Consider the following 24,171-nt stretch of genomic DNA (forward strand, 5'->3'; position numbering starts at 1 on the left):
ACCCCGAAAAAGCTTAAGGTACACCGTGGGTTCACCCACTCATTTGGCAGGTTGCCGAAAGAAACCATGGGCCGGCCCCGACAGCCGAGCCCAGTAGTCTTAACTGAAATTTCGTTGTACGGCAGTAGCTAGTGCGTCGAAATTTTCTTATCTTTGCGGTCCCATAACCAGGGCCTATTTAAACTAAATGAATACTGACCCGATTGCCGATTACCTCACCCGGTTGCGTAACGCCCTTAAGGCGAACCACCGGGTAGTGGAAATCCCGGCCAGCAACATTAAAAAGGAAATCACGAAAGTGCTCTATCACAAGGGCTACATTCAGAGCTACCGTTTTGATGATACTTCGGCCCAAGGTGTGATTAAAATCGCCCTGAAGTACAACCCCACTACGAAGGCTCCCGCTATCACTAAGCTGGACCGCGTGAGCACGCCCGGCCTGCGCCAATACCGCGCGGCCGACAACCTGCCCCGCGTATTGAGTGGTTTGGGCATCGCCATCCTATCGACCTCGAAAGGGGTAATGACCGAGAAGGAGGCTAAAAACGAGAACGTGGGCGGCGAGGTGCTGTGCTACGTGTACTAACCGCTAAGCCCTAGTATCTATATGTCCCGCATTGGTAAACTGCCGATTGCACTGCCCGCTGGCGTGCAGGTATCGGTCGACAACGAGAACACCGTAACGGTGAAAGGCCCGAAAGGCACCTTGACCCAGGCTGTAGACCGCGACATCGCGGTAGCTATGGAAGATGGTAACGTAGTGGTGACCCGCCCTACGGAGCAAAAGCGCCACAAAGCTATGCATGGCCTGTACCGCTCGCTCATCAACAACATGATTACTGGCGTTAACACCGGCTACGAGCACAAGCTTGAGTTGGTAGGTGTAGGCTATAAAGCCACCATCGCTGGTAAATCATTGGAATTGTCGCTTGGCTACTCGCACAACGTGTATCTGGCTATGCCTCCTGAAGTATCAGCTACCGCCGTTACTGAAAAAGGTAAAAACCCCATTGTTACCCTGAATAGCATTGATAAGCAGCTTATCGGTCAGGTAGCCGCCAAAATCCGCTCGTTGCGGAAAGTAGAGCCTTACAAAGGCAAAGGCGTGCGCTTTGTGGGTGAGATTGTTCGTCGTAAAGCCGGCAAGACTGCCGCTAAAAAGTAATCTAGTATCATGGCTTTCGATAAAGCATCCCGCCGGAAGCGCATTCAGCGCATCATCCGCACGAAAGTGTCCGGTACGTCGGAGCGCCCGCGCCTGTCGGTGTTCCGCTCCAACACGGGCATCTATGCCCAGATTATTGACGACACGGCTGGCCGCACGCTGGCTGCCGCTTCGTCGAAAAAGGTAACCGCCGAAGGTGGTAACGGAGTGGCTCTGGCCGCCGCCGTAGGCCGCGAAATCGCCGCCAAGGCGCAAGAGGCTGGCATCACGAAAGTGGTGTTCGACCGCTCGGGCTACCTGTATCACGGTCGTATTAAATCACTAGCTGAAGGAGCCCGCGAAGGCGGCCTCAATTTCTAAGGCATCATGGCAGAGTATAACAACAACAACCGTGGTGGCGCTCCTGGTGGAAACGACCGCGGTGGCAACAACCGGGGCGGCAACGACCGTCGCGGCAACGACCGCGGTGGCCGCGGCAACGATAGCTCGGTACAGGGCGATTCGGATTTCAAAGAGAAAGTAGTAGCCATCAACCGTGTAGCCAAAGTGGTGAAAGGTGGTCGTCGCTTCAGCTTCTCGGCTATCGTAGTGGTAGGCGACGGCAAAGGCAACGTAGGCTACGGCCTGGGCAAAGCCAACGAGGTAACCGACGCCATTGCCAAAGGCATTGACGACGCTCGCAAAAACGTGGTGAAAGTGCCGCTATACAAGCACACCGTTCCTCACGTAATGGAAGGCCGCTATGGTGGAGGTTTCGTACTCGTGCAGCCCGCTGCGGCTGGTACGGGCGTAATTGCTGGCGGTGCCATGCGCGCCGTATTCGAATCGGCTGGTATCAAAGACGTACTGGCTAAGTCGAAAGGCTCGTCGAACCCCCACAACGTGGTAAAGGCTACCTTTGCTGCTCTTGCTAAAATGCGCGACCCAATGCAAATTGCTCAGGCTCGTGGTATTTCACTCGCTCGCGTATTTAACGGTTAGTATGACCATGCCACAGATTCAAGTAAAGCTCGTGCGCAGCGCTATTGACCGCCCCGAGCGTCAGAAGCGTACCGTGGAGGCCCTCGGCCTCAATAAAATGAACAGCACTGCTACGCACGAAGCCAATCCCAGCATCCTGGGCATGGTAAAGTCGATTCAGCACCTGCTGGAAGTAACCGAACTGTAAGCGTTTATCCCAGTCATGAATCTTTCCAATCTAAAACCCGCCGCTGGCGCAACGCGCAACAACAAGCGTCTCGGTCGTGGTGAAGGCTCGGGCGGCGGCGGTACCGCTACCCGTGGTCACAAGGGTGCCAAGTCGCGCTCGGGCTACTCGCGCAAGTCGGGCTTTGAAGGCGGTCAAATGCCTTTGCAGCGCCGTGTGCCGAAGTTCGGTTTCACGAACATCAACCGCGTGGAGTTTAAAGGCATCAACCTGGACGTGCTTCAGAGTCTGCTCGAAGGTGGTGCCGTAACTTCGATGGACCAAGCTTACTTCGTAGGCGCTGGTCTGGTGTCGAAGAACGCCAAAATCAAAATCCTCGGCCGTGGTGAACTCACCACTGCTTTGGAAGTACACGCTCACGCTTTCTCGAAATCGGCCGTTGAGGCTATCGAAAAGGCTGGTGGCAAAGTTGTTACGCTGTAACTGCTAAACACGAGCAATGAATAAGTTTATCAACACGATAAAGAATATTTTTGCGATTGAGGATTTGCGTACGCGAATCCTCAATACGCTGTTTTTCATTGCTATCTACCGGCTGGGCTGCTACGTAGTATTGCCCGGCGTGGACCCTACGCGTTTGAAGCAAGGCACAGGCGGTGTATTCGGTATTCTGGATACTCTGCTTGGTGGAGCATTTAGCCACGCGTCGATTTTCGCGCTGGGTATTATGCCTTATATCTCGGCTTCTATTGTGTTGCAGTTGCTCACAATAGCTGTACCTTATTTCCAAAAGCTTCAGAAAGAAGGCGAGTCAGGCCGGAAAAAAATCAACCAATACACCCGAGTGCTTACCATCCCGATTGTGATGGCACAGTCTGTGGGTTTCTTGGCGACGATTAATGCCGAGGCCATTATTACTCCCGGTACCTTCTTCACCATCTCGACCATGCTCATCATCACGGCGGGCACGCTGTTTTGCATGTGGCTGGGTGAGAAAATCACCGATAAAGGCATCGGCAACGGTATTTCCATGATTATCATGATTGGTATCGTGTCGCGCCTCCCCGGCGCTCTCATCGGCGAGGCTGCTGCTAAAGGCGTCAATAAGTCGTTGATTTTCCTGCTAGAACTAGTGGTTCTGTTCTTAGTAGTAATGGCCGTAATCGTGCTGACGCAAGCTGTTCGCCGCATTCCAGTGCAATATGCTAAGCAGGTAGGTGGTGCTACGCAACTCGACGCGCAACGTCAGTTCATTCCGTTAAAGGTTAATGCCGCTGGCGTTATGCCTATCATATTCGCTCAGTCGCTGATGTTCGTGCCGAGTATTGCTGCTTCGGCTTGGGATAAGAATAGTGACTTGGCTGCAACAATTGCTGCGTATTTCTCGCCTGAACATTGGGTGTACAATACGGTATTCGCGCTGTTAATTGTCATCTTCACTTACTTCTATACTGCTATTAGCGTTAACCCAAATCAGATTGCGGACGACCTAAAGCGGAGTGGTGGTTTCGTGCCGGGCGTAAAACCGGGCCGCGACACATCGGAGTTTATTGACGAAATTCTGACGCGGGTGACATTACCGGGCGCCGTGGCGCTGGCTCTCATTGCCATTTTTCCTACTCTAGCCCTACTATTAGGGGTTACGCGTCCGCTTTCATTGTTTTACGGAGGGACTTCGCTTATCATTATGGTAGGCGTGGTACTTGATACGCTCAACCAAGTAGAAAGCTATCTGCTGATGCGTCACTACGATGGCATGATGAAATCGGGCAAATTGCGTGGTCGGCCTTCGCAACCGATAGCTATTGCCTCGTAAGATAGCAAAATGGCAACTGGTGTTATTCTGTTTAAGACTGAAGAAGAAATAGACTTAATGCGTGCTGCTGGGCAACTACTGGCGCGTACCCACGGCGAGGTAGCTACGCTGGTGCGCGAAGGAGTCACGACGCGGCAGTTAGACCGCCGTGCCGAAGAGTTCATTCGCGACCACGGAGCTACCCCTTCGTTCAAAGGATTATATGGTTTTCCATATAGCTGCTGCCTGAGCCCGAACTCGGTAGTAGTGCACGGGTTTGCTACCGATGAACCGCTGAAAAGCGGGGACATCCTGACGGTAGACTGCGGGGTATTCCTCAATGGCTATCACGCAGATAGTGCCTACACTTATCCAATTGGGGAGGTGTCACCGGAAGTACGACAGTTGCTAAAGGAAACTGAAGCATCGTTGTATAAAGGTATCGAGCAGGCTGTGGTTGGCAACCGTGTTGGGGATATTAGCTATGCCATTCAAAACTATGTGTCTACCAAGGGCTACGGTGTAGTACGCGAATTGGTAGGACATGGAGTTGGGGCTAAGCTTCACGAAAAGCCTGAGGTGCCAAACTATGGCAAGCGGGGCTCAGGACCACTTCTACAAACTGGCATGACCCTCGCCATCGAACCGATGGTAACACTTGGTAAGAAGGACGTGGTGCAAGAGAAGGATGGTTGGACTATCCGGACGCGTGATAAAAAGCCAGCTGCGCACTTTGAGCACACGGTTGTTGTTAGGAAAGACAAGGCAGAAATTCTGACCTCGTTTGAATACATAGAAAAAGCACTGCAATAGCCCTTATGGCAAAACAAGCCTCCATCGAGCAGGACGGTACCATCCTCGAAGCCCTTTCTAACGCCATGTTTCGCGTGGAATTGGAAAATGGCCACCAGCTGATTGCCCATATATCGGGCAAGATGCGGATGCACTACATCAAGATTCTGCCCGGCGACAAGGTAAAGCTCGAAATGTCGCCTTACGACTTGTCGAAAGGCCGCATTAAGTATCGTTACAAGTAATTTTTTTCGTTCTTTTCAAGGTCATGAAAGTAAAAACCTCGGTGAAGAAACGTAGCGTTGATTGCAAAATCATCCGTCGCAACGGCAAGCTCTACGTTATCAACAAGAAGAACCCTCGCTTTAAGCAGCGTCAGGGCTAAATCAATTTTCAGAAACCCGGAGCCTTGGGTACTGACTCAGTGAACTTTTTATCGCTGGGTCGCCTTCCAAGCCGCTGCCGGGCTTTCTGGTCCGCAAACATCTCACAACCACTATGGCTCGTATCGCAGGGGTAGACATCCCGGACAACAAGCGCGGCGAAATCGCCCTGACTTACATTTTCGGCATTGGCCGGAGCAACTCGGTTAAAATCCTAACTAAAGCTGGTATCGACACCAACAAGAAAGTGAAAGATTGGACAGAGGCTGAAGCTGGCGAGGTTCGCGCCATCATCGCGGCTGAGCATAAGACCGAAGGCGTTCTGCGCTCAGAAATTCAGCTCAACATTAAGCGCCTGATGGATATCGGCTGCTACCGCGGCCTGCGTCACCGCAAAGGCTTGCCAGTTCGTGGCCAGCACACCAAAAACAACTCGCGTACCCGTAAGGGCAAGCGCAAGACTGTTGCTGGTAAGAAGAAAGCAACGAAATAATTCATAGCGGCAATCGTCCTTCCTACCCCCTTACTTATGGGCAAAGGGGTAGGGAGAACAACACCTGCCGTGTTTTAGCGATAACCAAATGGCACAAAAAAGAAAAGACAAAGCCAAAAAGCGGCTTGTCGTGGTGGAGCAGGTGGGCCAAGTCCACATCCGCGCCTCCTTTAACAATATTATCATCTCGGTTACCAATTCGAATGGCCAGGTTATTTCCTGGGCTTCGGCCGGTAAAATGGGCTTCCGGGGCTCGAAGAAAAACACTCCCTATGCTGCTCAAATGGCAGCTACGGATTGCGGCAAAGTAGCCCATGACTTAGGTATGCGCAAAGCCGAAATCTTCGTGAAAGGCCCGGGTGCTGGCCGTGAGTCGGCTATCCGCGCACTAGGTAACGTGGGCATTGAAGTGACGACCATCCGCGACGTGACGCCGCTGCCGCACAACGGCTGCCGCCCGCCTAAGCGTCGCCGCGTTTGATTTTTCATTTCTGTTAGTAATACCACATGGCACGTTATACTGGCCCTACCGCCAAAATCGCCCGTCGCTTTTCGGAGCCGATTTTCGGTCCGAGCAAAGCGCTCAACAAAAAGAACTATCCCCCCGGCCAGCATGGTCGTGGCCGCCGCAAGAAGCAGTCGGAATATGCTGTCCAGTTGATGGAGAAGCAAAAGGTTAAATACCTATACGGCGTACTTGAGAAGTACTTCGAGAACCTGTTTCACAAAGCAGCGGTACTGCCCGGCATTACCGGCGACAACCTGCTTGGCTTGTTGGAGTCGCGTTTGGACAACGTGGTTTATCGTTTTGGCATCGCTAGCACCCGCCGTGCAGCTCGCCAATTGGTGTCGCACAAGCACATCACGGTAAATGGTGAAGTAGTAAACATTCCTTCGTACAAGCTGCGTCCTGGCGACCAAGTTGGGGTTCGCGAGAAATCGAAGTCGCTTGAAGCTATCACTACTAGCCTGACGGTGCGCAACTCGCGTCAGTTCTCGTGGCTGGAGTGGGACGGCAAAGAGATGGTGGGCAAATTCACCAACATGCCGTCGCGTGAGCTTATCCCCGAGAAAATCTCGGAGCAGCTCATCGTCGAACTGTATTCGAAGTAATATTTGGCACAGTGGTGCGGCCCGGACTTGGTTCGGGCCGCACTTGTGCTAAGCTGGGGCTGCGCTTAACAATCCAAGTTGAATTTGAATTGTGGCGGCACCAAAATGACCCGATTACGGTTATGGCTGGCTACCAAGTACTAAGGCAAGCTCAAGGCTTGCTTTTCCTGTTACATAATTAACTGCCCCACATATGTCAATCTTAGCTTTTCAGATGCCGGAGAAAGTGGTGATGGAGAAATCCGACGACTTCACTGGTTCGTTTGAATTCAAGCCTCTGGAGAAGGGCTACGGCGTTACGATTGGGAATGCGCTGCGTCGCATTCTGCTGTCGTCGCTAGAGGGCTTCGCCATTACGTCGGTGCGTACGACTTCGGTGCTGCACGAGTTTTCGACGATTGAAGGAGTGATTGAGGACATGTCCGAAATCATTTTGAACCTCAAGCAGGTGCGCTTCAAGAAAATCAGCGACGCCATTGAGGACAAGATTACGGTGCGCGTGAGCGGTCAGGATACGTTTACCGCTGGCGACATCGGCAAGTTTGCTGTGGGCTTCCAAATTCTGAACCCAAAGCTGGTTATCTGCAACCTAGACCCCGCTAAAGAGTTAGAGTTTGAGTTGACCATTGCGCGTGGCCGTGGCTACGTACCGGCTGATGAAAACAAGCCTGCCGACCAGGTTTTCGGTCAGATTGCGATTGATGCTATTTACACGCCTATTAAGAACGTGAAATACAGCATTGAAAACACGCGTGTAGAGCAGAAAACTGACTACGAGCGTTTGCTGATTGAAATCCAGACTGACGGTTCGATTCATCCGGAGGAGGCGCTGAAAGGTGCAGCTAATATCCTGATTCAACACTTCATGTTGTTCTCGGACAGCACGATTCAGCTGAGCGGCAACCGTCCGGCAGCTGCCGAGCCGATTGATGAGGAAACCCTCGCGATGCGCAAGGTGCTAAAAACCTCGCTTGGCGAGATGGACCTGTCGGTGCGCGCTTACAACTGCCTGAAAGCCGCTGATATCAAAACGCTGGGCGAATTGGTACAGCTCGATATGGCTGACATGATGAAGTTCCGCAACTTCGGTAAGAAGAGTTTAACTGAATTAGAGAACCTCGTAGAGGAGAAAGGTCTGCACTTTGGTATGGACCTCGGCAAATATCGCCTCGACGAAGACTAGAATTGCCTGAATTGCTGGCTGCTGATTGCCTCGGGTGAGGAGATTAGCAGCCAGCAATTTTTTATATCCATTTTTTATTTACCCGCTGCGCCCTAGGGATTGGGGTTCTAATGAGGTTCTAGCCACCCGCCGTGGTCCTTTTCCGCAAGCGTAGCATTTAACCATTTTGTCCGATGAGACACGGTAAAAAAATCAACCACTTGGGCCGTACTACCGCCCACCGCCACGCGATGTTGTCGAACATGGCTTCGGCGCTGATTATGCACAAGCGCGTAACCACTACGGTGGCTAAAGCTAAGGCTCTACGCCAGTACATTGAGCCCCTACTAACTAAGGCAAAAGACGACACGACGCACTCGCGCCGGACCGTGTTTGCTACCCTACAAAGCAAAGAGACGCTGAAAGAGCTGTTCGGTTCGGTAGCTGAGAAAATCGCGAACCGTCCCGGTGGCTATACCCGCATCCTGAAGCTAAGTGCTACCCGCCAAGGTGACAACGCTGATATGTGCATCATCGAGCTGGTCGACTTCAACGAGACGCTGCTCGAAGCTAAAAACGCTACCGAAGCCAAATCGACCACTACGCGCCGTTCGCGCCGTCGTGGTGGTAAGGCTGAAGCGGCTGGCAACGAAGCTGGCACATCGGCCGCTGTAGTAACCGATGCTCCAGCTGCTACTACCCAAGAGGCTCCGGCTGATACGGCTACCGACACGCTAACTAACGGTGAAACCCGTGAGGAAGCTGAGAAGGCCGAGTAGTTTTAAATTAGGTTTTAAAGAAGGGACGTGCCGCAAGGCGCGTCCCTTCTTTGTTTTTAGGACTTTCCTAACTGCTCCTTAATAGAGGTGGGAAACGATTGATAGTTAACACCGCTGAGGGTCTATTACCCAAGCCGAACAATCTCCTGTTTCGGGGCTAGAGGTGCTGCTAGAGCAACTGTGTGCATGGGCAGGCAGTATGTAGTACCCAATTCTACTAGCTGCTAGCGCAACGCTAGCCCTATGTACCCCCTTATGGAAGAACAACGACGCTTGGCCGCTGCCAATAACTCCTTGGTAGCTTGGAAAAAATTTGGTCCCTACCTCACCGAGCGCCAGTGGGGGACCGTGCGCGAAGATTATAGTGCTGATGGTAATGCCTGGGAATATATCGCGCATGATATGGCGCGTGCCTACGCCTACCGCTGGGGAGAAGAAGGCATTGGTGGTCTCAGCGACGACCAACAGCAGCTATGCTTTGGGGTCGGGCTTTGGAATGGGGTAGATGGCCAGTTGAAAGAACGTCTATTTGGCCTTACCAATGGGCAAGGCAACCACGGTGAGGACGTGAAAGAGCTGTACTATTACCTCGACAGTACGCCGACCCATTCTTATATGAAAATGCTGTATAAGTACCCGCAGCAGGCTTTTCCATATGAGGAGCTACTAGAAGAAAACGCCAAGCGTACTAAGTCAGAGCCTGAGTATGAACTGCTGGATACGGGGATTTTTGCCGAAAACCGGTATTTCGATGTCTTTATTGAATATGCGAAAGCTGGGCCGGAAGATATTCTCATCCAAATCTCAGTGCACAACCGAGGTGCGGAAGTTGCTACCCTGCATGTGCTACCCCAGCTATGGTTTCGCAATACTTGGACACTGGGCTACGACGACCACAAGCCCAAGCTATGCAGCGCTTCAACTGATGCAATAGTGGCCAGCCACCAAGCCCTTGGGCAGTATCAGTTTTATTGTGACCAGCGCCCAGACCTGCTTTTTTGCGAGAACGAGACGAATCCGGTTTTGCTAGGGGAGGAGACCGCAAAGGGCAAATACTTCAAAGACGGGATAAACGACTATGTGATAGCGGGCGACAAAGCGGCTATTAACCCAGCCCAGGAGGGTACAAAGGCGGCGGCACACTATACCCTGGTAGTAGCACCCGGCCAGGCGCAAGTAGTGCGGGTACGTTTGAGCCAGCCTGTGCACGAAGCGCCCTTTGCGGATTTTGACCAAGTATTTGCTGACCGCCGGGACGAAGCCGAGGTGTTTTACGACTGCGTGCAGGAAGCTGTGACGGAGCCAGACGCGCGCCTGGTACAGCGGCAGGCATTCGCGGGCATGCTGTGGAGCAAGCAGTATTATTACTACGATGTCAGCCAGTGGCTCGATGGCGACCCGGCTCGCCCTACCCCCCCGGCAGAGCGCCTGCATGGCCGCAACTCGACGTGGCGGCACTTGCACAACGCCGACATCATCTCGATGCCCGATAAGTGGGAGTACCCGTGGTATGCCGCTTGGGACCTGGCGTTTCACTGCTTGCCGCTGGCGATGATAGACGCCGATTTTGCTAAGCAGCAGTTACGCCTGTTGTGCCAGGACGGCTACTTGCACCCTAATGGCCAAATGCCGGCCTACGAATGGAAGTTTGAAGATGTGAACGCGCCAGTGCACGCCTGGGCCACTTGGCGCGTGTACCAGATGGACCGCAAGCTCAACGGCGGCTACGGCGACAATGCATTCCTGGAGGCCGTTTTTCAGAAGCTTGTGATGACGTTTACGTGGTGGGTGAACCGCAAGGACCGCGACGAGCGCAACATTTTTGAGGGCGGCTTTTTGGGCATGGACAATATTGGCGTTTTTGACCGCTCGGCACCGCTGCCCACGGGTGGCAAAATTGAGCAGAGCGACGGCACTAGTTGGATGGCCATGTTTGCCCTCAACTTAATGCGCATAGCAATGGAGTTGGCCAAGACCAACCCGGTGTACCAGGAAATGGCCACCAAGTTCTTCGAACACTTCCTGTACATTGCCTACGCCATGACGCGCAGTGGCGGCGGCAGGTTTAACCTTTGGGATGACCAGGACCAGTTCTACTACGATGTGCTGCACGCGCCCGATGACTCGCGCACGCACATGCGCATCCGGTCGATGGTGGGGCTGATTCCATTGTTTGCCGTGGAGGTAGTGGATGATGAGCTGCTGGAAGCCTTGCCACAGTTTGCGGCGCGGGCGCAGTGGCTGGTGCAGCACCGGCCCCATTTGGCCCAGCTAGTGAGCCGCTGGCAGGAGCCGGGCAAAAGCACCAGCCATTTGCTGGGCTTAATGCGCCGCAGCCGCCTTAAGAGCGTGCTCACCCGGATGCTAGACGAAACTGAATTTCTCTCCGAACACGGCATTCGGTCGCTGTCGCGCTACCACCTCGACCACCCGTATGAATTCGAAACCGAAGAAGATAGGTTCGAAGTGGCCTACGTGGCGGGCGAGTCAGATTCTGATATGTTTGGAGGCAACTCTAATTGGCGCGGTCCGGTCTGGTTTCCCGTGAATTACTTGATTATTGAATCGTTGCAGCGCTTTCATTCGCACTACGGCGACGGTTTTAAGGTAGAATACCCCACGGGCTCGGGCAACCTGCACACGCTGGCCGAAATTGCCACGGCGCTGTCGGAGCGCTTGGCCAAGTTGCTGCTTAAGAATGCCGATGGCCACCGGCCAGCTTTTGGGCCCGCCGGGCCATTGCAAAACGACCCGCACTTCCGGGACTACCTGCTCTTTCACGAATACTTTGACGGAGATAGTGGGCGCGGCCTGGGTGCCAGCCACCAAACCGGCTGGACGGGCCTCATCGTGCGGCTACTGCAGCAGCGAACTAGTATGTAGCGGCTTGGCTATCATGCATTCGGGGCCGCAAGTGCAACCTCACGCCGAAAGCTGTTGTCTGTTAGCTAGTATTCAGCAAGTACCCGACCTTTACGCCTATCCCCAGCTAAGAGTTGCCTATGGAAGCCGTTGCGTATATCGATATCAATGCCCCGCTGGTCGAGCGGTGCCGCGTAAATGACCGCCAGGCGCAAGCCGAGCTGTACCGGCGCTACTCGAAAGCCATGTTCAATGCCGCACTGCGCATCACGGGCGACTATGCCGAGGCGGAGGATGTGTTGCAAGAGTCGTTTCTGAGTGCCTTTCGCGAGCTAAACGGGTACAAGGGCGATTCGTCGTTTGGGGCCTGGCTCAAGCGGATAGTTGTTAATAAAAGCATCAATTGCCTGCGGCAGCGCCGCTTGCAGCTAGTACCGCTCGAAGATTTTCACCACGAAGACACCCCCGCCGACGGCCCTACCCCCCACGCTGGCGAGGAGGCCGACGAGCAACAGTACCGCGCCGATGTGCTGCGGCGCTGCATTCAGGAGCTGCCCGATGGCTACCGCGTGGTATTGTCACTGTATTTGCTAGAGGGCTACGACCACCTCGAAATCGCCGGAATTCTCGGCATTACGGAGTCAACCTCAAAGTCGCAGTACAGCCGGGCTCGCACCCGCCTGCGCGAACTGGCTTTGCAGCGCGGCTTAAGCTAGCTAACGAGCTGGCTTAGTGATATCTCATTCATCTTCTCATCCTTCCCCACCCTTTTCTGCCGGCTTTTGCAGCCGGGTAACCGTATTAGCCCAGCCCTCGCAGTAATCTGGGCAGCAACGGGGTGCTATTTATTTATGGAACCTATCAATCCTTATTCGCTAGAAAAATACGCGGAGCGGCACCGAGCCGACTTCGACCTGCACGAGCCGCGTCCCGAGTTGTGGGCGGCGCTCGAAAAGCAATTGCACGGCGAAACGCCCACCCAGGCAGAAACGCCAGTAATGAGCATCTCTGCCCCCGAAGCGGGGGTAGGCGATAAGCCGCGCCCTGTGCTGCGGGCGCAGCGTACCAGCGGTGCCCGGTGGCAACGCTACGGCGCCGCGCTGGCGCTGGCCCTGCTAGTAGTAGCGGCAGGGGTAGGGGAGGTGTGGAAGTCGAAGCACGCTTTGGTAGTGGCCGACCAGGCTACGCCAGCGCAGCCCAGTGCTGCCACCGATGCGGCGCTGTACCTCGGCCCCGATGCTACGGTGCTGGCCGCTAGCCAAGGCGGCCCCGGCGTGGATGCGCGCCTCGACACGGCAGTGCATGGCATGGAACGCTACTACATCGCCCAGCTCACGGACCGCAAGGCGCAGCTGGGCCAGTTAGCTCCGGCGGCTACGGCCGAATGGGCGCGCGAGCTGGTGGGCCTCGACTCGAGTTACCAGCAATTAAAGCGTGAACTGCCCCGCCACCCGCAGCCCGAAGTAGTGCTGACGGCCATGAACCGTAATCTGCAAATCAGACTCGATATTTTGGACCGGCAATTGGAGCTACACGGCGCCGACCAATCGGCGCTAGCGGAGGCGGGCAATGCTGGCGAATACGTCCTGGCCGATAGCCGCGTCTTAGCCGACAACATTATGGTGCATCGCAATGACCGCTAAGCCCTGCCTGACGTTCGTGCTGGGGGTAGGGATGGCCCTGACTGGCCGCCTGGCAGAGGCACAGGCTGTGCCCGATACCAAGGACGAGCGGGGGCAACTGAATTATTACGTAGCGCCAAGCACTAGTAGCGGGCAAGCTCCGCAAGTGCCAGCACTGCAAGAGGCGCCGGCTGCACAGCCGAGCCAGGAGCAAACCGTGCCGCCCATTGAGCAGCGCCGTCGCTACAGCCGTCGCTTTCAGGTAGCAAAGACCGGCCAGCCGTTCTCCTTGGACACGCGCTACGGCCGCGTGCGAATAAACACTTGGAATAAGACCGAAATGAAGGTCGAAGCTGAGCTCATAGCCCGCGCCGAAACGCCGGCTGGCGCCACCCAGCTACTAGATGGCCTGAGCGTGCAGTGGCTCGACTACGATGCCCGCACAGGCGGCGTGGCCGTTAGCTCGCAGTTTGGGCCGGGGCTGAAAGGCAAATGCAGCGGCGCTGGCTGCCGCTACGAGGTCAATTATACCGTGTGGTTGCCCGCTACCACAGCGTTGCACCTCACTACTTCCTTTGCGGATGTGACGCTGGCCGGCGACTGGCAGGGCTCCGCCCAACTTACCGTCAACTACGGCGCGCTGCACACCGCCCGCCTCAATGGCACCCAAAACGTGGTGCATATTGCCAACGGCGATGCGACCCTGCCCTACGTGAAGCAGGCCAGCCTCGAAGCCGACTATGCCCGCCTGCGCCTCGACGTAGGCGATAAAATTGAGCTGCGCACCAATTACTCAGACGTGGACATGGGCACGGTGCAGGACCTAACCGTGCACAGCAAGTACGGCGATGTGGCCCTGGGCACGGTGCGCAACCTGCGCGGCTCGTCGGGTTATTCACGCTTTAGTGTGGATAAACTCAGCGAAGGCCTCGATATGGCCGTGCGCTACTGCCCCGATTTTGAAGTACGCGATATGGGCGCCAACTTCCGGCAGATAAACCTGGATGGTGGCCACAGCACCATCCGGCTGGGTTTTGCGGAGGCTACCCCCAGCTTTCAGTTTGATGTGAGCACCGAGCAAGGCCAGCTGCTAGTAGATAAAAAACTGGTGCGCGTGCTGTCCTCCGGTGAAAGCAGCCAGGGCATTGCCGACGTGCTAGGCGTGTACGGGGGCCGGGTGCCCGCCCGCGGCGCCGGCAATGTCAACATCAAGGTGCGCTACGGCACTGTGCGCTTCAGCAAGTAGGCGGCTGGTAGCTTTGCGCCGTGCTGCGCTCCCTACCCCTGTTTTTAGCCTTGACTCTATTGGCCAGCTCCGCGCGGGCCCAAACTGCCTTGCCTGTGTCGCCTACCCCTGCTTCTAGCCTCAACGCCTACGCGCTGCGCCTGGCCCCCGGCGCCGACTTGCGCCAGCAGCTTCTGGCTTTCGTAGTGGCGCAGCACATCGAAGCTGGGACGCTGATTACTTGCGTGGGCAGCCTCACCGATGTGAGCTTGCGGCTAGCCAACCAGGAAAATGCAACGCACTACCACGGGCATTTCGAGATAGTGTCGCTCGTGGGTACCGTATCGAAGTCGGGCGGCGCGCACCTGCACTTGAGCGTGAGCGATAGCACCGGCCGCACCATCGGCGGGCATTTGCTGGATGGCAACCGGGTGTACACCACCGCCGAAATCGTGTTAGGCGCGTTGCCCAAGCTGGTTTTTACCCGCGAAACCGACCCCACGTTTGGCTACAAAGAACTGGTGATACGCGCGGCCACGCCCGCCGCGGGTAAGCCAAGCAAAGCCAAAAAGTAGTAGCTTCGCCCGGCCACGGCGGCTACTTTCCGGCGGGCTTTCTTTGCCGTGCCCAGTGCCGCCGCTACCCCTACCCCCCGCGATACACCGCAGGCGGCCGCCTTTCGCCGCCAAGTGCTGAGCCCCCTCAAGCTGCGGTTATTTATGCTGCGCAAGCTGCCGATGGCGGCGCTGGCTGGCTTGCGCCTGCGTGCCCTCACGCCAGAAGAGGCCACCGTCACGATACCCTACAAGTACTTGACGCAAAATCCTTTCCGAAGCATTTATTTCGCTTGCCTAAGCATGGCAGCCGAGCTGGCATCCGGTATTCAGGCCATGATGCAGGTGCAAAGTGGCGGGCCAGTATCGATGCTCGTAGTAGGCCTCACGGCCGAGTTTAGTAAGAAAGCCGTGGGTACTATTGCTTTCACGTGCCCCGACGGAGCAGCCATTGCCCAGGCCGTGGCCGAAAGCCGGGCCACTGGCGAGGGCCGCACCGTGGTGTGCACCAGCACCGGCCGCGACGAGGCCGGCGACGTGGTGGCGGTGTTTAAAATCACGTGGTCGTTTCGAGCCAGAAAATAAGGAGCTTAGTTACTTTAAAGCCTACGTGCTTACGCAGGTGTGGTACTACAAAGCCCTCCGGATAATCCGGTGTACCACACCTGCGTAAGGCTTATAATAACTATCGACCTTACTCGCGCTCTTCGGCCAGGCTTTCTTTGGTGAGCACGTCCACCATGCCGTCTTCGCTCACTACGACTACCAGGCAGGGGTAGGGCGAGCTTTCGACGTAGCGCACGGCCGAGTTGTAGCGGGCACCGCGGGTGCTAGTGCCGTGGCCGCTGGCCTTGCCATCCAAAATAACCCCAATGGAATAGCAGTAGCCCTCGGGGTCGAGCAGCACCGCGCCGTCGATGGCCGTCACGAGCTGCGTGATGAGGGGCGTAAGCGGCACCGGCTCGATGAGCGTGCACTGAAGCTTTAGGCGGTCGGCCTCTGCCAGGGCTTCGGTGGTGATGACCAGCAATGTACCCTTGGCCTGGCGGCTAGCTTCGAGCACTACCTCCCACAGGCGCTTGCCTTTTTCGGGGTTGTTCATGCCGAAAGTGCGCTTGAGGTCGCGCTTGAAGTGGGCACGGTTGAGGCGTGGGCGCGGCAGGGTGGGCAGGCCGTAGCGGGCGCGCATTAGCACCTGGCCGGCGTGGGCTAGCTCCCAGGTATAGTGCGTCACGAAGTTGATGTCGAATAAATCTTCGCGGCTGGCATCGTAGCTGCCCACCTGGCGGCCCAGCGCATACACTTTCTCGCCATCAGCCAGCAGGTGCACATCGGCGTTGGCCATTTCGAGCAGCTTGCGCACGGCGCGGTAGTCGCTCATTTCGGTAGGGCAGGTGAGAGCAAATACCTCCTCAATGTTGGGGTGGCCGCGCCGGGCCAGCAGCAGGCTCCCTACCCCTGCCCCGCCCTCGTAGCGCAGGCTAGAGATGGTATTGAGGGTGTAAAAAAGCACGGCCACTGTGGGGTCGGCGCCCAGGGCTTGAGCGGGCGTGTCGAGCAGGCTTTTGCCGGCGGCGCGCAGCAGCTCGTCGGTTTCGCGGGGGCGGAAAAGCAGGCCCGCGCCGGGCTCGGGCTCGTTCAGCGACTTCACGCACTCCTCGTTGAAACGAAACAGCGCGCCCTCCACCAACGACGATGCCAGCGGCCGGCCGTTGGTGTAGTAGCGGTCGGGCCGCAGCGAGGGGTAGGCTTTCAGCGGCTTGCGCTCCATCTGCAAGATGGTGATGACGTAGTAGTCGCCCAGCCGCACCGGCCACGACGAAAAGTGCAGGTGTGGGCTATCCTTATCAAACTGCTCCAGCGTGTACTGCACAGCAGCGCGCACGCCCCGCGTCTCGAAGCGTAGCTTCAGTATTTCGGGGCTCATGCCGTCTTCCATGCTGGCATTGTAAGCCGGGCCGCCGCGCAGTTCCTTAAGGCGTCCGTGCGCCACGGCTTCGGCAAACAGCTCGGGTGCTAGGCCCGCCTCGGCGGGCTCTACCACAATGGGCAGGTCGGCAGCGGGGTCGGCGGGCAGGCCCAGCACCAGTACCAGCGGCCGGAGGTCATCGTCGAGGGCATCGAATAGCGCCTGAGCAGTTTGCTGAGCAGCTATGCGATAGCGCGTTTGGTGTCGCCAAACAGCAAGTGGTGGGTTGGGAGGAGTAGAAGTGAATAAGACAGACATAAGCCAGAATGTAACCTAGAGCTGGAATAGAACCGGCAAGGTCATCTTTTGCTTTATTGGTTTGCCTTGATACAGGGCGGGCTCCCACTTGGGCGCCGCTTTAATGAGGCGCACGGCTTCCTCATCGAGCCCCGAGCCGTGCTTCTGCACCACACGCACATCGGCGAGCGAGCCGTCGGGCTGCACCGTAAATTCTACCGGCACTTTGCCCTGAATGTGGCGCTTGCGAGCCAAGTCGGGGTACTTCTGGTTGGCCGCAATCCAGCTAAAAAACGCGGCGTTGCCACCCACCGGCTGGGCCGATTTCTCGGGCCGTATGATGTTGGTGCCGCTGGCCGTGGTGCCAATAACCGACGTGGTGCCGGGCGCGGCGGCCACGGCGCCAGGGGGTAGGGGCTTGGCCGCTACGGTGCTGCCGGCGGCGGGCACCTCCACCACTTCGCCCGAACCTTCAGCCAGCACGAAGCTCACGGGCACCGTTACGCGTTGGCGCACGGTTTGGCCGTGGTTGTGGGCGGGCGTCCATTTCGGAGCCGATTTAATCACGCGGATAGCCTCGGCGTCGAGCAGCGGGGCCACCGGTTTCTGCACTTCCACCTCACCAATGCTGCCGCTGCGCTCCACCACAAAGGTTACCAGCACGGTGCCTTCCTGGTTGGCCTTCATGGCGGCGGTGGGGTACTTCTGGTGCGTAGCTAAGTAGTCGGCGTAGCCAGCGGGGCCGCCTTTGGGCACGGCGGGCTGCTCCACGGCATCGTAAATGTGCTTGGGGTCGTCGGCGGTGTACTTGAGCTTGGCGGGCTTTTGGGCCAAAGCTGGTGCGGTGGCGGCCAGCAGCAGGGGTAGCAGAAAGTAGGGCTTCATATAAAAGCAAAGGGCAAGCGGCGGACGCCAGTTCCCGAAATGACGCTGGTAGGAACCGGCGCACTCGCGCCTGCCCCAGTCCAGCCAGCTACGAAGCTACTATTTGGGCTGCCTTTTTGCTAGTTACCACTGCCTAGCGTCGCCGTTAAATCCCCAATCTAAACGACTCGCCCTCGCCGCGCAACGACGATTGCCGGATGATAAGGTCGCCGGAGATAACAGTGGTACGCGGCCGAAACTGCTCTTTCTGCGCCATTTGCTCCAAGAACAAAATAGCTGCCTGCTGCCCAATGCGGTAGGGGTGCAGGTCAACGGTCGTGAGGCCCGGCTCAATCAAACTAGCCAGAAATTCGTCGCCGAATCCCACAATGGCCATGTCTTCGGGCACGCGCAGCCCGCGCTTTTTTAGGGCCAGTATCAAGTCAAACGCGTTGGTGTAATTGATGGCGAAAATGGCGTCCGGCGGCTCGGGCAAGGCCAGCCAATCATCGAGGCAGGCCACCGCCGCCGCCGATTTGAAGTCGATGTGGGCGCTCAGCTCTTCGAGGACGGGTAGGCCGTGCTTGCGCAGCGCGCTCTGGTAGCCCGCCTGCCGCTGCCGGCTGATGAGCAACGATTCGGGCCCGGCTAAAATAGCAATGCGGCGGCAACCCTCCAGCACCAAATGCTCGGTCACGGCGAAGGCGCCGCTCCAGTCGTCAATCATCACCCGCGACACATTTTCCTGGTTATATACCCGGTCAAAGTGCACAATAGGAATGCCCCGGCAAGCCGTTGGGCTCATGTGGTCGAAGTTCTCGGTTTCGCGCGAGTGACAAATGAGTAGGCCATCTACTTGGCTGGCTACCAGCGCCTGCACGTTGCTTACCTCGGTGCGGTACGACTCCTTCGACTGGCAAATCATGACGCGGTAGCCCGCCTCAGCTGCCACCTGCTGAATGCCGCTTACGGCGGTGGCGAAAAACGGCCGCTCAATGTCGGGTATCACTACGCCAATGGTGAAAGTTGCCTGGTTCTTGAGGCTTTGGGCCAAAAAATTGGGTTGGTAGCTAAGCTGCCGCGCCGCCTCCAGAATGGCCTGGCGGGTGGCGGGGCTGATGTCGGAATGCCCATTAATGGCCCGCGATACCGTGGAGGGGGCTACCCCCACCGCCCGCGCCACGTCGCTAAGCGTGGCTTGGTGGCGGCGGCGCTCGGTAGTGCCCGTGGGCTTGGCCTCCGTGAAATGGTACTCGCAGCTTTTGCAAAAGAAGCGCTGGCGGCCCCGCACAAAGCCAGCTTTCATCACACCATCGGCCATTCGGCATTTAACGCATTCAACCATAAGAGCAAGGGTGGGAAAAGATGGATAATGTAAAGGTATGTTTCGGCAAGACTTTTTTGCGAAGCCAAAGAGCTAGCTAAAAAAAATGTCGATAATTTTTTGGTGAAAATAGCTATCGGCAGCGATTCCGCAATCGTTGCCGATAGGTTTGTTGCGAAATTTAATTGAGATAGAGGTTTTTAGCCTCTTGACACGCATGTTTCGGCTCTTACATTTGGGTAAGAGATGAGGAACCACTCACTCAGTAACTGCCCAATCTGCTTAGTAGGGTGTACTGAGAAAGGTTCAAAAATAATTGCACTATAACAAGTAGCTCTCATGCTGCATACGATGCGCTGGTTTGGGCCTAACGACCCAGTTTCCTTGTTTGACATTCGCCAGGCTGGCTGCGCCGGGGTCGTAACGGCGCTGCACCAGTTGCCCGTTGGGGCCGTGTGGACGGAGGCCGACATCCGGACCCGTCAGCAGCTTATTGAGGCCGATAACGCGACCCATTCGCCGCTGCACTGGGCCGTTGTGGAGAGCCTGCCGGTGCACGAAGACATTAAGAAGGGGCGAGCCAGCCGCGACCAGTACATCGCCAACTACCAGCAGTCGTTGCGCCACCTGGCCGCCTGCGGCGTGCGCACCGTGTGCTACAACTTTATGCCCGTACTGGATTGGTCGCGCACCAACCTGAGCTACGAGATGCCCGACGGTTCGCGGGCGCTGCGCTTTGTGTGGCAGGATTTTGCGCTCTTCGACCTCTGCATCTTGCGGCGGCCCGGTGCCGAAGCCGACTACGAGCCCGAAGTGGCCGCCGCCGCCCGCCAGCAGTTTGCCACCATGAGCGCCGAGGCAGTAGCTCAGCTAAGTAACGTGGTGTTGCTGGGCTTGCCGGGCTCAGAAGAAGCCTTTGAGCTGGCTGGTTTTCAGAGCCTGCTTGATGAGTATAAAACCATTGACGCCGCGGCCCTGCGCGAAAACCTGTACTACTTTTTGCGGGCCGTGGCTCCGGTAGCCGAGGACTTGGGGATTGGCCTGTGCATTCACCCCGACGACCCGCCCTACCCCCTGCTGGGCCTACCAAGGGTAGTGAGCACCGAGGCCGACCTGGCGGGCTTGCTAGCTGCCTGCGACGTGCCGGCCAATGGCCTCACGTTCTGCACCGGCTCGCTAGGCGTGCGCACCGATAATGACCTGCCGGCCATGGTGCGCCGCTTCGGTGCGCGCATCCACTTTGTGCACCTGCGCGCTACCAAGCGCGAAGCAAACCCGCGCAACTTCCACGAAGCCGACCACCTGGCGGGCGACGTGGATATGTACGCCGTGGTGCAGGCACTGGTGCAGGAAGAGCTGCGCCGCGAGGCGGCTGGCGAGGCAACCACCGCCCTACCCCTGCGCCCCGACCATGGCCACCAAATGCTCGACGACCTGCACAAAAAGACTTACCCTGGCTACTCGGCCATTGGCCGCCTCCGTGGCTTGGCCGAGTTGCGCGGCCTAGAGTATGGCATACGCCGCGCGCTAGCCGAGGTACCACAGCCCGCCGAGGTCGCCTACGCCCGCTAGGGCTCTCCGGCCCCGGTTGCGCCAGTTGCTTTCTTTTTTATTATCCCATTCCCACCCACTCCCTCATGTTGCTACGCAATGTGTTTTTGCTTCTGCTGCTGGTTGTGGCCGCTGCTTCTAGCAGCCGAGCCGACGACGGCTATCGGCTGTGGCTGAAATACGACCGCATAGCCGACGCCGCGCCGCGCCAGCAGTACCAGCGGGCCGCGCAGTTTATTGCCAGCAGTGGCACCACGCCCGGCGTGCGTACGGCTGCCGCCGAATTGCAGCGCGGCCTCAGTGGGCTGCTGGGCCAGGCGGTGCCGGTAGTGGCGGCAGCCGGCAGCCGCACAGGCGGTATTGTGCTGCGCGTCGATGCCCAGGCTAGCGCTGGCGGCCAGGCACTCAAGCCCGAAGGCTACCATATTTTTTCGGAGAAAAATAACCTCGTTATCACGGGCCGCACCGACCGGGCAGTGCTCTACGGCGCTTTTGCGCTGCTGCGGCAGGTGCAAACGCGCCAGCCGCTGGCCGGCCTGAACGTAACGAGTAATCCGCGCATCAATTTCCGCCTGCTCAACCACTGGGACAACCCAAACGGCACGGTGGAGCGGGGCTACGCCGGGTCCAGCATTTGGCAGTGGTACGAGCTACCCGAGCGCCTCGACCCGCGCTACACCGACTATGCCCGCGCCAATGCTTCAATTGGTATCAATGGGGTAGTAATCAACAATGTAAATGCCAGCGCCCGCTACCTGTCGGCCGAGTACTTGGCCAAAGTGGCGGCCCTGGCGGGCGTCATGCGGCCCTACGGCATCCGGGTGTATTTATCGGTGATGTGGGCCGCGCCCAAAGTTATTGGCGGGCTGAACACGGCTGACCCGCTCGACCCGGCCGTGAAGCAATGGTGGGCCGCCAAGAGCGACGAGATTTACAAAGCCATCCCCGACTTTGGCGGCTTCCTCGTGAAAGCCAATTCTGAAGGCGAGCCCGGCCCGCAAGATTACGGCCGCAACCACGCCGACGGTGCCAACATGCTGGCCCAGAGCTTGGGCCGCCACGACGGGGTAGTGATGTGGCGCGCCTTCGTGTACAAAGCCAACAGCAACGGCGACCGCTTCAAGGAGGCCTACGAGGAGTTTCAGCCGCTCGACGGCAAATTCGACCCCAAGGTGCTGGTGCAGGTTAAAAACGGTCCGATTGACTTTCAGGCCCGTGAGCCGTTTCACCCGCTGTTTGGGGCTATGCCCAAAACGCCGCTGCTGCTGGAAGTGCAGCTGACACAAGAATACCTGGGTTTTGCGACTCACCTCGTGTACCTAGCGCCGCTCATCAAGGAGTGCCTCGAAGCCGATACCTACGCCAAAGGCCCCGGCTCGACGGTGGCCAAAGTGGTGGATGGCACCGTGGACCACCACGAGCTGAGCGGCATTGCGGGGGTAGCCAACATCGGCGCCGACCGCAACTGGACTGGCCACCCGGTGGGCCAAGCCAACTGGTACGCCTTTGGCCGCCTGGCCTGGGACCATATGCTTAGCCCCGAAACCATCGCGGCCGAGTGGACCAAAATGACCTTGACCACCGAGCCGGCCGCCGTGCGCACGCTCACCAATCTGCTGGAGCAGTCGCGCAGCATTTACGTGCGCTACACCACGCCGCTGGGCTTGCACCACATCATGGGCGAGAGCATTCACTACGGCCCGCAGCCCTGGCTAGCCAAGGCCGGCCGGCCCGATTGGACGGCCGTGTACTACCACAAGGCCGATTCTGTTGGTCTGGGCTTCGACCGCACGGCGGGGGGTAGCAACGCGCTGGCCCTCTACAAACCCGAGGTGCAAAAGCAGTGGGGCAACGCCCAAACCTGCCCGTTGAACTACCTGCTGTGGTTTCACCACGTGGGCTGGCGGCAGCCGTTGCCCACGGGCCGCACCCTCTGGAACGAGCTGTGCACGCGCTACTACACAGGCGCCGACTCGGTGCTGTGGATGCAGCAGCAGTGGGCCGCTGCCAAGCCCGCCCTCGACCCCGCCCTGTACGCCGACGTGGCGGCCCGCCTCCAAACCCAGCGCAAGGAAGCCCTGTGGTGGCGCGATGCCTGCGTGCTCTACTTCCAAACCTTGGCGCGCCAGCCCATTCCGGCGCCGCTCGTGCCGCCTGCCCGGTCGCTGGCCGACGTCAAAAACCTGGTTCAACTCTATCAACTCAAATAATTCGGGTTAGCCCGCTCGCCTCTATTGCTGCCAACTATGACACCTACCCTACTCGCGCCCAACGGCCACCACCCCGCGCCGGCTACTAGCAACCCTACCCCCACGCCGGCCGCGCAGCCAAATGTGTTTTCGCTGGCTGGGCGGGTGGCGCTCATTACGGGGGGAGGCACCGGCATTGGCTTCGAAATAGCCCGTTGCATGGTGCAAGCCGGGGCTACGGTGGTCATCACGGGCCGGCGCGAAGAGGTGCTGAAAGCCTCGACGGCCGAGCTAGGGGTAGGGGGGCATTACCTCGTCAACGACGTGTGCGACTTGGCTTCGCTCGATGGCCTAGTGGAGGAACTGGAGGCCACGCACGGCCCGCTCGACATTTTGGTGAACAACGCCGGCATCAACATGAAGAAGCCAGCGCTGGAAGTAACCGATGAAGATTTTAACCGCATCATTCACACTAATCTGAACGCCGTGTTTTCGCTCACGCGCGCCGCCGCCAAGCGCATGGTGGCCCGCCGCAGCGGCACGATTCTCATGATTTCGTCGATGGCCGCCTACTACGGCATCGACCGCGTGGTGGCCTACGCGGCCTCCAAGTCGGCGGTCGAGGGCATGGTGAAGGTGCTGGCCTCCGAGTTTTCGGCCCACGGCGTGCGCGTAAACGCCATTGCCCCCGGCTTTATCGAAACCGAGATGAGCCGCACGGCCATGAACTCGGACCCCGACCGCCGCGACCGCGCCATGCGCCGCACGCCCATGGGCACCTTCGGCCGGCCCGAGGATATCGGCCACGCCGCCGTGTTTTTGGCCTCCGACGGGGCCCGCTACATCACGGGCGTTTCGCTGCCCGTGGATGGCGGCAATTCTATTGGCTTCTAGGCTTTGCGGCCTACTTATGCTTCAGCTTTTTCACTTTTCAAGTTTCCCACC

General features: G+C 57.7%; 27 protein-coding genes. 24 read left to right on the forward strand and 3 right to left on the reverse strand.

Annotated elements, in window-relative coordinates:
• The first annotated feature begins 187 nt into the window (after nt 1-187).
• The 21 genes from rpsH (at nt 188) to GO988_RS10320 (ending at nt 15,677) form a co-directional block, all read left to right on the forward strand.
• Entirely contained in the window at nt 188-586 is a 399-nt protein-coding gene (gene rpsH, locus GO988_RS10220) for a 30S ribosomal protein S8 (protein WP_157564854.1), read from the forward strand.
• 21 nt (nt 587-607) lie between these two features.
• Entirely contained in the window at nt 608-1,165 is a 558-nt protein-coding gene (gene rplF / locus GO988_RS10225) for a 50S ribosomal protein L6 (protein ID WP_157564856.1), read from the forward strand.
• A gap of 9 nt (nt 1,166-1,174) precedes the next feature.
• Nucleotides 1,175-1,525 carry a 50S ribosomal protein L18 gene (gene rplR / locus GO988_RS10230; RefSeq protein WP_133656912.1) on the forward strand — a complete coding sequence of 117 codons (351 nt, stop codon included), beginning with the start codon at nt 1,175-1,177 and terminating at the stop codon, nt 1,523-1,525.
• A gap of 6 nt (nt 1,526-1,531) precedes the next feature.
• The gene (gene rpsE, locus GO988_RS10235; RefSeq protein ID WP_133656913.1) at nt 1,532-2,146 is read left to right on the forward strand and encodes a 30S ribosomal protein S5; all 615 of its coding nucleotides are present in this window, start codon (nt 1,532-1,534) and stop codon (nt 2,144-2,146) included.
• Nucleotides 2,147-2,153: 7 nt separating this feature from the next.
• Nucleotides 2,154-2,333, forward strand: a complete 180-nt coding sequence (gene rpmD / locus GO988_RS10240; RefSeq protein WP_157564859.1) for a 50S ribosomal protein L30 — start codon at nt 2,154-2,156, stop codon at nt 2,331-2,333.
• Nucleotides 2,334-2,348: 15 nt separating this feature from the next.
• Nucleotides 2,349-2,795: a 50S ribosomal protein L15 gene (gene rplO / locus GO988_RS10245; protein WP_157564862.1), complete on the forward strand. Its 447-nt coding sequence runs from the start codon at nt 2,349-2,351 to the stop codon at nt 2,793-2,795.
• Between the two features lie 16 nt (nt 2,796-2,811).
• Nucleotides 2,812-4,128, forward strand: a complete 1,317-nt coding sequence (gene secY / locus GO988_RS10250) for a preprotein translocase subunit SecY (protein WP_157564864.1) — start codon at nt 2,812-2,814, stop codon at nt 4,126-4,128.
• A gap of 9 nt (nt 4,129-4,137) precedes the next feature.
• On the forward strand, nt 4,138-4,920 hold the full coding sequence (map, locus tag GO988_RS10255; RefSeq protein WP_157564867.1) for a type I methionyl aminopeptidase: 783 nt from the start codon (nt 4,138-4,140) through the stop codon (nt 4,918-4,920).
• 5 nt (nt 4,921-4,925) lie between these two features.
• Complete coding sequence (infA, locus tag GO988_RS10260) at nt 4,926-5,144, forward strand: translation initiation factor IF-1 (RefSeq protein ID WP_035567874.1); 219 nt, start codon at nt 4,926-4,928, stop codon at nt 5,142-5,144.
• Between the two features lie 23 nt (nt 5,145-5,167).
• A complete protein-coding gene (gene rpmJ / locus GO988_RS10265) occupies nt 5,168-5,284 on the forward strand; it encodes a 50S ribosomal protein L36 (protein WP_068340511.1) in 117 nt (38 codons plus the stop codon).
• Between the two features lie 113 nt (nt 5,285-5,397).
• Nucleotides 5,398-5,775: a 30S ribosomal protein S13 gene (rpsM, locus tag GO988_RS10270; protein WP_157564870.1), complete on the forward strand. Its 378-nt coding sequence runs from the start codon at nt 5,398-5,400 to the stop codon at nt 5,773-5,775.
• Between the two features lie 88 nt (nt 5,776-5,863).
• Entirely contained in the window at nt 5,864-6,256 is a 393-nt protein-coding gene (gene rpsK / locus GO988_RS10275) for a 30S ribosomal protein S11 (RefSeq protein WP_068340513.1), read from the forward strand.
• Between the two features lie 26 nt (nt 6,257-6,282).
• Complete coding sequence (gene rpsD, locus GO988_RS10280; protein WP_157564873.1) at nt 6,283-6,888, forward strand: 30S ribosomal protein S4; 606 nt, start codon at nt 6,283-6,285, stop codon at nt 6,886-6,888.
• 193 nt (nt 6,889-7,081) lie between these two features.
• Nucleotides 7,082-8,071, forward strand: a complete 990-nt coding sequence (locus GO988_RS10285) for a DNA-directed RNA polymerase subunit alpha (protein ID WP_157564875.1) — start codon at nt 7,082-7,084, stop codon at nt 8,069-8,071.
• Between the two features lie 173 nt (nt 8,072-8,244).
• On the forward strand, nt 8,245-8,829 hold the full coding sequence (gene rplQ / locus GO988_RS10290; protein ID WP_157564877.1) for a 50S ribosomal protein L17: 585 nt from the start codon (nt 8,245-8,247) through the stop codon (nt 8,827-8,829).
• 255 nt (nt 8,830-9,084) lie between these two features.
• Nucleotides 9,085-11,712: an MGH1-like glycoside hydrolase domain-containing protein gene (locus GO988_RS10295; RefSeq protein ID WP_198172617.1), complete on the forward strand. Its 2,628-nt coding sequence runs from the start codon at nt 9,085-9,087 to the stop codon at nt 11,710-11,712.
• A gap of 119 nt (nt 11,713-11,831) precedes the next feature.
• Entirely contained in the window at nt 11,832-12,407 is a 576-nt protein-coding gene (locus GO988_RS10300) for an RNA polymerase sigma factor (protein ID WP_157564881.1), read from the forward strand.
• Nucleotides 12,408-12,542: 135 nt separating this feature from the next.
• The gene (locus GO988_RS10305; RefSeq protein ID WP_157564883.1) at nt 12,543-13,334 is read left to right on the forward strand and encodes a hypothetical protein; all 792 of its coding nucleotides are present in this window, start codon (nt 12,543-12,545) and stop codon (nt 13,332-13,334) included.
• Nucleotides 13,324-14,559 carry a hypothetical protein gene (locus GO988_RS10310; protein ID WP_157564885.1) on the forward strand — a complete coding sequence of 412 codons (1,236 nt, stop codon included), beginning with the start codon at nt 13,324-13,326 and terminating at the stop codon, nt 14,557-14,559. The genes GO988_RS10305 and GO988_RS10310 overlap by 11 nt, the downstream gene beginning before the upstream one ends.
• Nucleotides 14,560-14,609: 50 nt before the next feature.
• A complete protein-coding gene (locus GO988_RS10315; protein WP_317164832.1) occupies nt 14,610-15,113 on the forward strand; it encodes a PPC domain-containing DNA-binding protein in 504 nt (167 codons plus the stop codon).
• 48 nt (nt 15,114-15,161) lie between these two features.
• Nucleotides 15,162-15,677: a DUF4442 domain-containing protein gene (locus tag GO988_RS10320; RefSeq protein WP_317164833.1), complete on the forward strand. Its 516-nt coding sequence runs from the start codon at nt 15,162-15,164 to the stop codon at nt 15,675-15,677.
• A gap of 109 nt (nt 15,678-15,786) precedes the next feature.
• Here the strand turns inward: GO988_RS10320 and GO988_RS10325 are convergent, their stop codons facing one another.
• The 3 genes from GO988_RS10325 to GO988_RS10335 all read right to left on the reverse strand — a co-directional run bounded on the left by GO988_RS10325 (nt 15,787) and on the right by GO988_RS10335 (nt 19,507).
• Entirely contained in the window at nt 15,787-17,319 is a 1,533-nt protein-coding gene (locus tag GO988_RS10325) for a diadenylate cyclase (protein WP_157564888.1), read from the reverse strand.
• A gap of 15 nt (nt 17,320-17,334) precedes the next feature.
• Entirely contained in the window at nt 17,335-18,183 is an 849-nt protein-coding gene (locus GO988_RS10330) for an energy transducer TonB (protein ID WP_157564890.1), read from the reverse strand.
• A 145-nt stretch (nt 18,184-18,328) separates the two neighbouring features.
• On the reverse strand, nt 18,329-19,507 hold the full coding sequence (locus GO988_RS10335) for a LacI family DNA-binding transcriptional regulator (protein ID WP_157564892.1): 1,179 nt from the start codon (nt 19,505-19,507) through the stop codon (nt 18,329-18,331).
• A 318-nt stretch (nt 19,508-19,825) separates the two neighbouring features.
• Here GO988_RS10335 and uxuA point away from each other — a divergent pair, with 318 nt between their 5' ends.
• The 3 genes from uxuA to GO988_RS10350 all read left to right on the forward strand — a co-directional run bounded on the left by uxuA (nt 19,826) and on the right by GO988_RS10350 (nt 24,120).
• Nucleotides 19,826-21,058 carry a mannonate dehydratase gene (gene uxuA / locus GO988_RS10340; protein WP_198172619.1) on the forward strand — a complete coding sequence of 411 codons (1,233 nt, stop codon included), beginning with the start codon at nt 19,826-19,828 and terminating at the stop codon, nt 21,056-21,058.
• A gap of 65 nt (nt 21,059-21,123) precedes the next feature.
• Nucleotides 21,124-23,247 (forward strand): alpha-glucuronidase family glycosyl hydrolase, encoded by a 2,124-nt coding sequence (locus GO988_RS10345; RefSeq protein ID WP_157564894.1) that lies wholly within the window; start codon nt 21,124-21,126, stop codon nt 23,245-23,247.
• A 36-nt stretch (nt 23,248-23,283) separates the two neighbouring features.
• Entirely contained in the window at nt 23,284-24,120 is an 837-nt protein-coding gene (locus GO988_RS10350; protein WP_157564896.1) for an SDR family NAD(P)-dependent oxidoreductase, read from the forward strand.
• Nucleotides 24,121-24,171: the final 51 nt, after the last annotated feature.

The sequence above is a fragment of the Hymenobacter ginkgonis genome (genome assembly GCF_009755225.1).
GTDB lineage: Bacteria > Bacteroidota > Bacteroidia > Cytophagales > Hymenobacteraceae > Hymenobacter > Hymenobacter ginkgonis.